General features: G+C 48.8%; 13 protein-coding genes and 1 rRNA gene. 8 read left to right on the forward strand and 6 right to left on the reverse strand.

Going from position 1 to position 13248, the window contains the following annotated elements; all coding sequences use genetic code 11:
• Window positions 1-205 precede the first annotated feature (205 nt).
• Both rrf and aceB read left to right on the forward strand, forming a co-directional pair.
• Window positions 206-318, forward strand: a 5S ribosomal RNA gene (gene rrf, locus DTO96_RS03075).
• Window positions 319-747: 429 nt separating this feature from the next.
• Window positions 748-2331: a malate synthase A gene (gene aceB, locus DTO96_RS03080; RefSeq protein WP_114562158.1), complete on the forward strand. Its 1584-nt coding sequence runs from the start codon at window positions 748-750 to the stop codon at window positions 2329-2331.
• 88 nt (window positions 2332-2419) lie between these two features.
• On the opposite strand, the gene cydX is transcribed toward aceB, so the two are convergent.
• The 6 genes from cydX to DTO96_RS03110 form a co-directional block, all read right to left on the reverse strand.
• Window positions 2420-2530 carry a cytochrome bd-I oxidase subunit CydX gene (cydX, locus tag DTO96_RS03085; RefSeq protein ID WP_114562159.1) on the reverse strand — a complete coding sequence of 37 codons (111 nt, stop codon included), beginning with the start codon at window positions 2528-2530 and terminating at the stop codon, window positions 2420-2422.
• A 37-nt stretch (window positions 2531-2567) separates the two neighbouring features.
• Window positions 2568-3704, reverse strand: a complete 1137-nt coding sequence (cydB, locus tag DTO96_RS03090) for a cytochrome d ubiquinol oxidase subunit II (protein ID WP_225972546.1) — start codon at window positions 3702-3704, stop codon at window positions 2568-2570.
• Window positions 3705-3716: 12 nt separating this feature from the next.
• Window positions 3717-5252, reverse strand: coding sequence for a cytochrome ubiquinol oxidase subunit I (locus tag DTO96_RS03095; protein WP_114562160.1), 1536 nt, complete (start codon window positions 5250-5252; stop codon window positions 3717-3719).
• Window positions 5253-5448: 196 nt separating this feature from the next.
• Window positions 5449-5868, reverse strand: a complete 420-nt coding sequence (locus DTO96_RS03100; protein ID WP_114562161.1) for a DUF2946 family protein — start codon at window positions 5866-5868, stop codon at window positions 5449-5451.
• A gap of 59 nt (window positions 5869-5927) precedes the next feature.
• The gene (cydP, locus tag DTO96_RS03105) at window positions 5928-6152 is read right to left on the reverse strand and encodes a cytochrome oxidase putative small subunit CydP (protein ID WP_114562162.1); all 225 of its coding nucleotides are present in this window, start codon (window positions 6150-6152) and stop codon (window positions 5928-5930) included.
• A gap of 2 nt (window positions 6153-6154) precedes the next feature.
• Entirely contained in the window at window positions 6155-6745 is a 591-nt protein-coding gene (locus DTO96_RS03110) for a GbsR/MarR family transcriptional regulator (protein ID WP_114562163.1), read from the reverse strand.
• A 251-nt stretch (window positions 6746-6996) separates the two neighbouring features.
• Between DTO96_RS03110 and DTO96_RS03115 the strand changes: the two genes are divergently transcribed.
• From DTO96_RS03115 to DTO96_RS03140, 6 genes are all read left to right on the forward strand, one after another.
• Window positions 6997-7950, forward strand: a complete 954-nt coding sequence (locus tag DTO96_RS03115) for an ABC transporter ATP-binding protein (protein ID WP_114562164.1) — start codon at window positions 6997-6999, stop codon at window positions 7948-7950.
• On the forward strand, window positions 7947-8702 hold the full coding sequence (locus DTO96_RS03120; protein WP_114562165.1) for an ABC transporter permease: 756 nt from the start codon (window positions 7947-7949) through the stop codon (window positions 8700-8702). Before DTO96_RS03115 ends, DTO96_RS03120 begins: the two co-directional genes overlap by 4 nt.
• 17 nt (window positions 8703-8719) lie before the next feature.
• Complete coding sequence (locus tag DTO96_RS03125) at window positions 8720-8965, forward strand: BolA family protein (protein WP_114562166.1); 246 nt, start codon at window positions 8720-8722, stop codon at window positions 8963-8965.
• Between the two features lie 119 nt (window positions 8966-9084).
• Window positions 9085-10374 carry a UDP-N-acetylglucosamine 1-carboxyvinyltransferase gene (murA, locus tag DTO96_RS03130; RefSeq protein WP_114562167.1) on the forward strand — a complete coding sequence of 430 codons (1290 nt, stop codon included), beginning with the start codon at window positions 9085-9087 and terminating at the stop codon, window positions 10372-10374.
• A gap of 471 nt (window positions 10375-10845) precedes the next feature.
• Window positions 10846-12681 carry a phosphoenolpyruvate carboxykinase (GTP) gene (locus tag DTO96_RS03135; protein ID WP_114562168.1) on the forward strand — a complete coding sequence of 612 codons (1836 nt, stop codon included), beginning with the start codon at window positions 10846-10848 and terminating at the stop codon, window positions 12679-12681.
• A 211-nt stretch (window positions 12682-12892) separates the two neighbouring features.
• On the forward strand, window positions 12893-13231 hold the full coding sequence (locus DTO96_RS03140; RefSeq protein ID WP_114562169.1) for a zinc ribbon domain-containing protein YjdM: 339 nt from the start codon (window positions 12893-12895) through the stop codon (window positions 13229-13231).
• Window positions 13232-13248 lie beyond the last annotated feature (17 nt).

A 13248-nucleotide genomic window follows, 5' to 3' on the forward strand; every position in this document is an offset into this window, starting at 1 on the left:
TAAGCGTCGCACTAATCGATGATCGAAAGATCACGGTTTGTTTGATTGATGTAATTTAACTCGTTAAAACCCATCCTAATCAGATGGATGTCACTGTAAATATGCTTAGTTTCTAGTCTGTTGGACGAAAGTTCAACAAAAGACGCCCGATTTTATGTTGGCTGTTTGAGGTTTCAACTACTCATAACAGGCAATGCAGGCTTTGCCTGACGACCATAGCAAGTTGGTCCCACTCCTTCCCATCCCGAACAGGACAGTGAAACGACTTAGCGCCAATGATAGTGCGGATTCCCGTGTGAAAGTAGGTCATCGTCAGGCTTTATATACTAAACCCCAGCTCTTTGAGCTGGGGTTTTTTTATGCGCATTTGAAACCATCAGATGCAACCCAATAAACCATCCATTGGCTGTGTTAGAGTACATGCACGGTGCTTGCTTTGGATTGATGAGGGCTATTCTTGTGTCCATGCCTGCTACAGCAAGCCGTGCTCGACAAGGCTATAAGCAGCATCTCCTTCCGCTGTGATCACGTGGTCGTGTAGGTGGAGGTTCAGGGGATGGAGTTGGGATTTAAGTATTTATAATTCTCAAATGGTGAAATGGATTTTCCCTTGTTGATATTTAAAAGTTGTTTTTTTATCATGGGGTTATCTTCTTATTGAATTCTCAATGCAGCGCAACATTTTGCTTGCGCTCAATTCTTGTATAAGACATAATATAATCAATCTAATCGTTTTAGGAGTTTATTATGCCCATTGCCCTTCCTGCAGGTATGCAAATCAGTGCTGTTATTTCTGATGCTTATGCTCAGATTTTAACTTTTGATGCTTTGACTTTGGTGGCCGATTTACACCGTGAGTTTTCTGTTCGGCGCAAGTTTTTGCTGCAAGCGCGTGTTGAGCGTGCGAAGTCGCTGGATGCGGGTGAGCGGCCAGATTTTTTGGCTGCGACGAGTGATGTGCGCTCAGGCGGTTGGACTGTGGCGCCGATTCCTACTGCGTTGCAATGCCGTCGTGTGGAAATCACGGGGCCTGTTGAACGTAAGATGATCATCAATGCGTTGAACTCGGGTGCTGATGCTTATATGTCTGATTTTGAGGATTCTAATTCGCCGAGCTGGGATAATCAGGTGCAGGGGCAAATCAATTTGTACGATGCCATTCGCCGTCAGGTGGATTTTGAAACCAATGGCAAGTTGTATCAATTGAATGATAAAACGGCCACATTGCTGGTGCGTCCACGAGGTTGGCATTTGGATGAGAAACATGTGCTGGTCGATGGTGAACGCGTTTCTGGCGGCTTATTTGATTTTGCGTTGTACTTTTTCCACAATGCAAAAGAGTTGTTGGCGCGCGGTGCGGGCCCCTATTTTTATTTGCCCAAGATGGAAAGCCACCTTGAGGCACGGTTGTGGAATGACGTATTTGTTTTTGCACAAAGTCGTTTGGGAATTCCTAAAGGGACGATTAAAGCAACGGTGTTGATTGAAACGATTGTTGCGGCTTTTGAGATGGATGAGATTTTGTATGAATTGCGTGAGCACAGTGCTGGTTTGAATGCGGGTCGTTGGGATTATATTTTCTCGTGCATTAAGAAGTTTAAAAATGATAAGGATTTTTGCCTTGCGGATCGTTCGCAAGTGACCATGACGGCGCCGTTTATGCGTGCGTATGCATTGTTGCTGGTGAAAACATGTCATAAACGTGGCGCGCCTGCGATGGGCGGTATGAGTGCTTTGATTCCAAGTAAAACCGATGCCGAGGCCAATGAAAAAGCATTCACAGGCATTCGCAATGACAAGACCCGTGATGCAAACGATGGTTACGATGGTGGTTGGGTGGCGCATCCTGGTTTGGTGGATGTGGCGATGGCGGAGTTTGTGAAGGTTTTGGGGGATAAACCAAATCAGTTTGAAAAGCAACGTGATGATGTGAATGTCACCGCTGCTGAATTGTTGGACTTCAAGCCTGAGGCGCCAATTACAGAGCATGGGTTGCGCAATAACATCAATGTGGGCATTCATTATTTGGCGGCTTGGCTGGCGGGCAATGGTTGTGTGCCCATTCATAATTTGATGGAGGATGCGGCGACTGCTGAAATTTCACGCTCTCAGGTCTGGCAGTGGATTCGTTCAGACAAAGGGGTGTTGGATGATGGGCGCAAGGTCACTGAGGTGTTGGTGCGTGAGATTGTGGCTGAAGAGACCGCCAAGGTGGCTGTGGCTTTGACAGGTTTGGACACTGTGACACGTGCCTCTGAGATTTTCACAGACATGAGCACACGCGAAGATTTTGTGGAGTTTTTGACTTTGCCGTTGTATGAAGAGTTCTAAGGCGGGTTAAAAGTAAGGCTCGCTTTTGTGTTTCAAGCTTCATGTTTCAAAATAAAAACCTCGCCATTGAGTTGGCGAGGTTTTTATTTTAATCGTCGTGATTGCTTGATTTGTCTTGCTGTGACTCCAACCACAACGCGTTGGCGATGGCGAATAAAACGGCAAAGCCCAAACCTAAAATCCAAGAGAAATACCACATGGTGATGTCCTTTATAAATGCAATGTAGGTGGATGGTTTAATACAGCGATTTGTCATTGGCTTGCACGTATTCAACTGTGACTTTGCCACGCATCACGCGATAGGCCCAACTGGTGTAGGTGATGATGATGGGCACAAAAATCAGTGCACACCAAAACATCACATTTAACGTGTATTTACTGGACGACGCATCCCAGAGGGTCAAGCTCATATCGGGATGAGTCGACGATGGAAGGACAAATGGGAACAACGCCACACCAGCAGTTAAAATCATGCACGCGACAGAGATTGAGCTGGTGACAAACGCGAATAAGGTTTTGTTCATGGCTTGTAAAATAAGGGTGCTGAATACCATGACATAAACCCCAATGGGCAGTAACCATGCCATAGGATGGTTTTTGAAGTTACCCAACCATGCGCCAGACAGCTGACTCACCGTTTTCATCAATGGGTTGAGTGAACCGTTCAGGTCACCTGTCTGCGTGATGATGAGGCCATTCATTTTTGACACCCAAATGCCTGCGAGGCTAAAACAGACCAACAGCACCATGCCGAATAAACGGCTGCTGATTTTGGCGCGATGCTGAATCTCGCCTGATGTGCGATGGGTCAAAAAAGTTGCACCTTGAAGGGTCAGTAATGACAGGCTGATGAGGCCACACAAAAGGGCAAACGGGTGCAGCAACTCAAAAAATGACCCTGTGTAAAATGAGCGCATGGTGTCATCTAAATAGAACGGCAAGCCTAAAAACAGGTTGCCAAAGGCCACGCCAAATAAAACTGAGGGAACCACGCTGCCAAAGCAAATCAAAGCATCCCAGTTTGATCGCCAGCGGTGGCCGCTGAGCTTCGAACGGTATTCAAAACCCACGGGGCGAAAGAACAAGGCGACCAGCAACAGCAACATGGCCCAATACAAGCCTGAGAACGCAATCGAATAGACAAAAGGCCATGCTGCAAATATGGCACCTCCAGCGGTGATGAACCAGACTTGATTGCCGTCCCAATGTGGGGCAATGGTGTTGATGATGGCGCGCCGTTCCAAATCATTTTTGCCAATGAAGGGCAGTAAAGTCCCGACACCCATGTCATGGCCATCCATGATCGCAAAGCCAATCAATAAAATACCAATCAACAGCCACCAAATGAGTTTGAGTGTGTAGTAATCGAACATGATGTGCTCCAATCAGTGAACAGAGTCGGTTAAGACAGAAGGGCCAAGGCGAGCATATTTCACCATCAAATACATTTCGACGATCAAAAGCCCTGTATAAAACACCACAAAGCCAACGAGTGTCGCTAAAACCGTGCCGACCGAATTGTTTGAGGCCGATAAATACGTGGGCAACACGCCAAAAACTGTCCATGGTTGGCGGCCATATTCGGCGACAAACCAGCCCACCATGATGGCAATCCACGGCATGGGCAGCCACAGCAGGCACAATTTAAGAAACCCACGGTGGTTGGTCATGCGGTTTTTTGCACTCAACCAGAATGCAGTGAGGAAAATGGCTAAAAATGAGAACCCTAGAAAAACCATGATGCGGAAAGACCAAAACATGGGGGCGACTTTGGGCACGGTGTCATGAGCCGCTTGATCCAGCATGGCGGGTGTGGCTTGCTTGAGGTCGCTGGCATAGCGTTTGACCAGCAAACCGTAACCCATGTCTTTTTCATTTTGCGAAAAAATGACTTTGGCTTGCATGTCATTTGGGTTTTTGCGCATGGCCTCCAGTGCGATCACGGCTTTGACACCATTCTCAACACGGATGCGGTTGGCGGCGCGGATGTCTTTGATGCCCATGATCGGTGTGTCAAATGAGCGCGTGCCAATGATGCCCATGAGATAAGGGATTTCGATCTCAAAATCATTTTTTTGTTCCGCTTCATTTGGAAATGCAATCAAAGCCAAACCTGCGGGCGCAGGCTGTGTTTCCCACATCGCCTCAATCGCCGCCATTTTGGATTGCTGTGCTTCGTTCACGGTGTAGCCTGACTCATCGCCAAGGACGATCACGGACAATGAGGAGGCGAGGCCAAATGCTGCAGCAATGCGAAATGAGCGTTTGGCAAAGGCAATGTGTTTGTTCTTGAGCATGTAGTACGATGAAATCGCCAGCACAAACATCGCGCCCGTCACGTAACCTGCAGACAGCATGTGGACAAATTTATTTTGAGCCGTCGGGTTAAAAACAATGGCTGAAAAACTGTCCAACTCCATGCGCATGGTGATGGGGTTAAAATGCGAACCCACGGGGTCTTGCATCCAGCCGTTGGCAATCAAAATCAACAGTGCGGACAAATTGGTCGCTAAAGCCAAAAATCCCGTGACCGCCAAGTGCTGTACTTTTGACAAACGTGTCCAGCCAAAGAAAAACAAACCAAACATGGTGGATTCTAAGAAAAAAGCCAGCAAGCCTTCAATCGCCAAAGGTGCGCCAAAGATATCGCCCACATAATGCGCGTAGTAAGCCCAATTCGTTCCGAATTGAAACTCCATCGTGATGCCTGTGGTCACGCCGAGGGCAAAATTAATGCCAAATAATTTCCCCCAAAACTTGGTCATGTCTTTGTAAATGGTTTTGCCCGTCATGACGTAGACCGCCTCCATGATGACCAAAATCCACACCAAACCCAAGGTCAGTGGGACGAAAATAAAATGAAAAAATGCGGTCGCAGCGAACTGCAGTCGCGCCATATCGACAGCTTGCGCGTCAATCATGAGGTGTTCTCCCTAAAATATAAGATTCAAATTAAGGTTCATTTGAATGGGGACTGTCTTTGCTCGGTATGAGCATGGATCGCTGATGGACTCAGCGGCATGTTTTTCTCATCGGCACCGCGATGATGAACACCAAAACATTGGGCTTAAGCCAATATTCGGCCACTGAATTCAATCAACAACAATAACTTTAATTTCAAACCAATTGGATCGGGGGCGCACGTGGGTCAGGCCAGCGCCAGTGGTGCGGCATAAAGGACTGGCGCACTGGGCACTGTGGCGTCAGGGGTTGCCTCAAAGCCGCCATGAAGAACCAAAAAGCAATCAGTAGGCTGAGGGCGGGCAGCGAAAACAGACACCACGGACAGTCGAATGACCATTGTGTGTGAAGCCCATCATTGAGTGCAGGCGCTGTAATCGCCGAGCCTTTGGTTGTGGAGGCTTGGGGTGAATCACTGTGCCACACGTGTGTCACACCTTGTTGGGTGCACACATCGACCCAATGACCCGATGACCTCCTACTGAAATGTGCGGGCAGCAGGGACGATGAGATCATCAGTAACAAGAAAAACACACTCAATGCTTGTTTAAACAGAAGCTGCGGGCGGGCTAACATGTTTAGCATCCCTTAATGGTGTTGCGTTGTGTTGGGTGATGTCGCATTCAAGATGGCAGTCATGGCGTTGTCGACGCAGGTTGAGCCATTGGTCCACCAGAGCGGGTATAAATTTGCTCGATGTCTTGAGTCGTCACTTTCACTTTGTTGGGGCGAATCAAGCCATACCATAACCCATATAAGACCAGCAGCTTAATCAATACAATCAGCAACAAATGTTTGCCCAAACGGCGATCCGTTTTGTTGGGCGTTTGAGCCTCTGTTTGTGGCGCGCGCGTGTCCATGTTCAGCTGACTTTTTCCACGCTTGCTGAGTCCTTGGATGTCGTGCGTGCTTTTTTGAACGTCAGTTTATCGGCCATGGCCAAGACGTTTTTAACTTGCATCCCCAGTTTCATCAAGCGCACCAATTCTTCGGGTGATAAATTTTGAACCTCACCAAACCATGTGTTGGCCAAATCGAACAAATCGTTCATTTTGCGAATTTGTTCTTGTGCGTGAATTTCGGCTTCACAACATGGGGCTTCTAAAAGGGCTTGGCGCAACATGGTGGCAGTTGGTTCCACTTCACGGCGGTGGCGTTCTGCAGCCACCGTGCGGAAGATGTCCCACACATCACCCAAGCTGGAAAAATGCTCGCGGCGGTCACCTGGATTGTGGTGCATTTTCACCAAACGCCAACTTTGTAGCTCTTTCAGGCCGATGCTCACGTTGGAGCGCGAAAAACCCAGTGATTCAGAGATTTGCTCTGCAACCAGTGGGGTTTCCGAAAGGTACAGCAGGGCATAGATTTGACCCACGGTGCGGTTGATGCCCCAGTTGCTGCCCATTTCACCAAAGTGGCTGACAAATTTTTGAGTGATCGGAGGAAGCGTCATGGTTGGAATGTCCTTGGTGATGTTATGGTTGTTTTCGTAATTTCATAAATTATTGAAACTTGGAAAATAATAATACGAAAACAGCAGAAAAGCAATGCTTGTTGCATGTAAAGAAGGGAGCGGCATTTAAATACAACACCTCAATTAAAAGCAACTGAATTGCTGTTTAAATAAAGATTGAAGCAAAAGTAGGCTCTAAAAAGCCTGCGTGATTCAGCGTATAATGTTACTTTTGTATAAGGATGGGGCGCATGAAGGCAGCGATAGAAGTCGGGCATGTGGTCAAGCGCTATGGTGATTTGACTGCGCTCAATGACGTGAGTTTCAGCATTGAGCAGGGTGAGTTTTTTGGTTTGTTGGGCCCCAATGGGGCGGGCAAGACCACTTTGATTTCCTGCATGGCAGGTTTGGTGCGCCCGAGCTCAGGGGCGGTGAACATCATGGGCTTTGATGCACACGGGGATTATCAACATGCGCGCCGTCAGTTGGGCATGGTGCCACAAGAGTTGGCGTTTGATCCATTTTTCACCGTACGTGACACGTTGCGTTGGCAATCGGGTTATTTTGGACTGAATAAAAACGATGCATGGATTGATGAACTATTGCACCACCTCGGTTTGAGCGATAAGGCGAATGCCAATATGCGCCAATTGTCGGGTGGGATGAAGCGCCGTGTTTTGGTGGCGCAGGCTTTGGTGCACCGCCCGCCCGTGATGATTTTGGATGAACCCACTGCAGGCGTGGACGTTGAGTTGCGGCACACGTTGTGGCAATTCATTTCTCGTTTACACAAAGAGGGGCACACGATTGTGTTGACCACGCATTACCTTGAGGAGGCTGAGCAGTTGTGTGGGCGCATTGCCATGTTGAAAAAAGGTGAGCTGATTGCTTTGGATCGCACCAGCACGTTGTTGCAACAATTGGCGGGTGTGAAACTGAGCATCAAAGTCTACAACAGCATGTTTGTTGCGGCTTTACCTGCGGATGTGCGTGCGTTGTGCGCTCAAGCTCAAGAAGTCGAATCACAAAAGAAACTGACATTCACATTGAAAAAAGCCCATCAGGTCGAGCACGTGTTGGCGGCAGTGCGCATGGCGGGCGGTGACATCGAGGATGTCGCCGTGTCGCAAGCGGATTTAGAAGAGGTGTTCGTGCGCATGATGCAGGCGGATTCTGGGTTGAATGGATTGGGGGGGCACGCATGATTGGGTTATGGACGTTGTTTTTAAAGGAAGTGCGCCGTTTTTGGAATGTGGGCTTTCAAACGGTTGCGGCGCCAGTGATCACGGCTTTGTTGTATTTGATGATTTTTGGTCAGGTACTACAAGGCCATGTCAAGGTGTATGGCACGATTGACTACGTGAGTTTTCTTGTGCCGGGTTTGGTCATGATGAGTGTGCTGCAAAATGCATTTGCAAACACATCGTCATCGATGATTCAATCAAAGATCACGGGTAATCTGGTGTTTCTGTTGCTTTCACCACTCACACCCTTGCAAATGTTTGTCGGCTATGTGGCTGCGGCTGTGGTGCGAGGTGTCGCGGTCGGTTTGGGGGTGATGCTCGCCACTGTGTGGTTTGTCGATATTCAGATCGCGCACATCGGCTGGGTACTTTTGTTTTTAGTGGCTGGCGCAGCTTTGCTCGGGGCGATGGGTTTGGTGGCGGGCATTTGGGCTGAAAAATTTGATCAGCTCGCTGCATTTCAGAACTTTATCATCATGCCCGCGACGTTTTTATCGGGCGTGTTTTATTCGATCGAATCTTTACCGCCATTTTGGCAAAATCTGTCTCATTTCAATCCATTTTTCTATATGATAGACGGTTTTAGATATGGCTTTTTTGGTCAGTCTGATGTGCCGTATGGCCGCAGTTTGGCCGTGGTGTTGGTGGCTTTGGCGGCATTGTCTGTTTTGGCCGTGAGCATGTTGAAGCGTGGCTATAAGCTGCGCCATTAAATTTTTTAGAGGGCTTTATGGAACACCCAACCACAGAACAGATCAAAGGTTTTATTCTTGCGGGGCTTGCTTGCGAGCACCTTGAGGTTGAAGGCGATGGTCGCCATTTTTACGCCACCATTGTGTCATCGACGTTTGAAGGTCAACGCACATTGGTGCGCCAACGTGCTGTGTACGCGGCACTGGGCGAGCGCATGAAAGAAGAGATTCATGCGTTGTCGATGAAAACCTACACGCCGAGCGAATGGCAAAACCAGCAATAAAAATAGAACGGCGTATCTTTTTTAACATAAAATAGAATCGGGTCGCTCGTCAGCCGTCACACATATTTTTTATAACAAACAAAAAAAGAGGAAGGCCTCTTTTTTTGATAAGGACAACCATGGAACAACTTAAAATAACAGGCAACCCCGACATCCGCTTGAACGGTGACATTCGCATTGGTGGCGCAAAAAATGCGGCTTTACCAATCATGTGCGCCACATTGTTGACGCACGATCCTGTCCAATTGCGTAATGTACCGACTTTGCGCGACATCAACACCACCATGAAGCTTTTGCGTGAGCTGGGTGTGTCTGTTTCTGAGTTGGAGCACGATAAAGTCACCGTACAGGCTTATGGCACGATCAGCACCAAGGCGACGTATGAGTTGGTGAAAACCATGCGCGCATCAATTTTGGTGTTGGGGCCTTTATTGGCTCGTTTTGGTGAGGCATGGGTATCATTGCCAGGTGGCTGCGCAATTGGCGCGCGCCCTGTTGACCAGCACATCAAAGGTTTTCAAGCAATGGGTGCGCAAATCACCATTGAACATGGTTATATTCATGCCAAAGCCCCAGAAGGTGGGCGCCTGAAAGGTGCAAGCATCACCACGGACATGATCACTGTGACGGGCACAGAAAATTTGTTGATGGCGGCCGTATTGGCCGATGGTGAAACCGTGCTTGAGAATGCAGCTTGTGAACCCGAAGTCACCGATTTGGCCAAAATGCTGGTGAGCATGGGTGCAAAAATTGAAGGCATTGGCACGCACCGTTTGGTGATTCAAGGTGTTGAGCAATTGCATGGCACGACGCATTCGGTCGTCCCTGATCGCATCGAAGCGGGTACGTTTTTGTGTGCTGTTGCGGCGACGGGAGGCGACATTCGTTTAACCCATGTGGATCCAAGCATCATGACTTCGGTACTGGATAAATTAACCGAAATGGGCGTTGAGCTTGAATTGGGAGAGAACACCATCCGTGCAAAAATGACGGGTCGTGCAAAACCTGTGAACCTGTCAACCACTGAATACCCCGGTTTTCCAACCGACATGCAGGCGCAATTCATGGCGGTCAATGCCATCGCCAGTGGCGCATCGGATGTGACTGAAACTATTTTTGAGAACCGCTTCATGCACGTTCAGGAAATGAACCGTTTGGGCGCGAACATTGTGATTCATGGCAACACGGCGCACACCGAGGGTGTGGAAGCGGCTGCATTGTCAGGTGCTGTGGTGATGGCGACCGATTTGCGCGCATCGGCGAGCTTGGTCATCCTTGGCATGATCGCGGAAGGCACCACAACGGTGGATCGCATTTATCATTTGGATCGTGGATACGAACGCATGGAAGAGAAACTCATGAAAGTGGGGGCGGTGATTGAACGTGTTCGTTCAGCTGAAGAGGCTTAATCGGCAGCGGTTGTTTCAAGTCCGCTTCGCATAAAAAAATCGCAGCTTTAAGCTGCGATTTTTTTATGCGCGATGTCCCGTATAAAATAAAAAAGAAGTGTTGTTCTGGTGCTTTGCAATCAATCAATCAATTATTTAATCGAATCAAGTCGTGCTTGCACGCTTGATCGTCGTCGATGTTGAGAATGAGTGGTTTGAGCGGTCAGTCGAGTCTAAGACCAAGCTCACGAGCGGCTCATGTGCGGTGGTGGATGGTGTTTGATGTGCGGTTATTGAGGGGTGAAAATCAAAAAATCAAATATTTTGATGTGTATGACCCCGATAATTATTAATGTATTTCAATGAGAAAACAGTATTTTCCAATTGATTTGAGCCCTTCTGAGCGATGTTGATGCATTTGTCAGGTAAGCGTTAACGCGAGCCATTAGAATGCATCATCAAATTTGATCACTTTTTATAATTGGAGACAGTATGACTTACACCTCTCAAGCACCAAACCATGTGCGCCATCAAGCCCTGTTGCAATGGGTCAATGACATGGCGACCCTCATGGCGCCTTCTGCCATTCACTGGTGCGATGGCTCGCAAGCCGAATACGACGTGCTGTGTGAGCAGTTGGTCGCAGCCGGGACAATGAAACGCTTGAACCCTGCATTACGTCCGAATTCATTTCTTGCGCTCAGCGATCCGTCTGACGTGGCGCGGGTGGAAGACCGCACCTTTATTTGCAGCCAAAACCAAGACGATGCGGGACCTACCAATAATTGGATGGCGCCAGATGAGATGCGCGTGACACTCAACCCTTTGTTTAAAGGTTGCATGCGCGGCCGCACGATGTATGTGATTCCTTTTTCAATGGGGCCGCTGGGTTCTGATATTGCCCAGATTGGGGTGGAGCTGAGCGACAGCCCGTACGTCGTCATCAACATGAAGCTCATGACCCGCATGGGGCGCGCGGTGTATGATGTATTGGGCACTGATGGCGAGTTTGTGCCGTGCGTACACACCGTTGGCAAGCCATTGGCTGCGGGTGAAAGCGACACGACATCGTGGCCATGTAATCCAGATACGAAATACATTGTGCATTACCCAGAAACTCGAGAAATTTGGTCGTATGGCTCAGGCTATGGCGGCAATGCCTTGTTGGGTAAAAAATGCATGGCCTTGCGCATTGCATCGGTCATGGGGCGCGATCAAGGCTGGTTGGCAGAACACATGTTGATCCTCGGCGTGACCAATCCACAAGGTGTCAAAAAACACGTCGCTGCGGCATTCCCGTCGGCATGTGGCAAAACCAATTTCGCCATGTTGATTCCACCCGCAGGTTATGAGGGCTGGACGGTCACCACGATTGGCGATGACATTGCATGGATCAAACCCGCTGCAGATGGCAAACTGTATGCCATCAATCCAGAAGCGGGGTATTTCGGCGTCGCCCCAGGCACGAACGAGAAAAGCAACCCCAATTGCATGGCTTCACTCACATCCGACGTGATTTTTACCAATGTGGCCTTAACCGATGACGGTGATGTGTGGTGGGAAGGTTTGAGCAAACAAGCGCCCGCACATTTAATCGATTGGCAGGGCAAAGACTGGACGCCTGAGGCAGGCCGCCCCGCCGCGCATCCGAACGCACGATTCACCGTGGCCGCAACCAATAACCCTGCGCTTGACCCTGAATGGGACAATCCTGCTGGTGTTGCGATTGATGCTTTTATCTTTGGCGGTCGCCGTTCAACCACCGTGCCTTTGGTCACGCAAGCGCGCAATTGGACAGAGGGCGTGTACATGGCGGCAACGATGGGTTCAGAAACCACTGCCGCCGCATTTGGCACGCAAGGCGTGGTGCGTCGTGATCCTTTCGCCATGTTGCCATTCATGGGTTACAACATGAGCGATTATTTTGCACATTGGTTGGCTGTTGGCGAGCAGTTGGCCGCACAAGGTGCGACATTGCCCGAGATTTTCTGTGTCAACTGGTTCCGTAAAAATGCCGAAGGTCAATTCGTATGGCCAGGTTTTGGTGACAACATGCGCGTCCTTGAATGGATGCTGGAAAGAAACGACCCAAATCACAGCGCAGGCACTGAACATTTCTTTGGCATCAGTCCAAATTACGGCGACATGAACTGGCGCGGCGCGGATTTTAGCCAAACCGCATTTGACAGCGTGATGCGCATGGACAAAGCCGACTGGCAAGCGGAAATGCAACTGCATGCCGAATTGTTTGAGAAACTGAAATTGCGCATGCCCGCAGCCCTAGAGGAGCACCGTCAAGTGTTGGCCGTTAAGGTGGATGCGCTCTAAGCAGAAGACAGAAGAGGCAAGTAAACGTTGTATAATAACGTTTACTTGCAGTTCACCATAAACCGATGCGGCCCATGTTAAAACAGCTTTGAGCCAACGCATTGGCTTCGTTATCGTTTTTGCATCCCTTGCCAGATAAATCACGGCAAAGGATGCCATGTTCATACGGGAAAAGTCATCGCACTTTTCCCGTGTTATTTTAAGGAATTTCATGAGTACATCTCCACTTTGCCCCATTTGCAGCATGCCCAACACCTACCCAGATGGCGATCATTTGGTGTGCGCCGATTGTGGACATGAATGGTCGGCCGCTGAAACCACGGGCAATGAAGATGGCCCGCGTGTGGTGAAAGACTCAAACGGCAATGTTTTGGTGGACGGTGATTCCGTCATTTTAATCAAGGACCTCAAGGTCAAAGGCAGCTCCATCGTCATTAAAAAAGGCACCAAAGTCAAAAATATCCGTATCGTCGATGGCGATCATGACATTGATTGTAAAGTTGACGGCATGGCCATGTCGCTTAAATCAGAATTCCTGAAAAAAGCCTAAAACCCAAGCTCGAACCA

It is taken from the genome of Ephemeroptericola cinctiostellae (assembly GCF_003339525.1).
GTDB classification, from domain to species: domain Bacteria; phylum Pseudomonadota; class Gammaproteobacteria; order Burkholderiales; family Burkholderiaceae; genus Hydromonas; species Hydromonas cinctiostellae.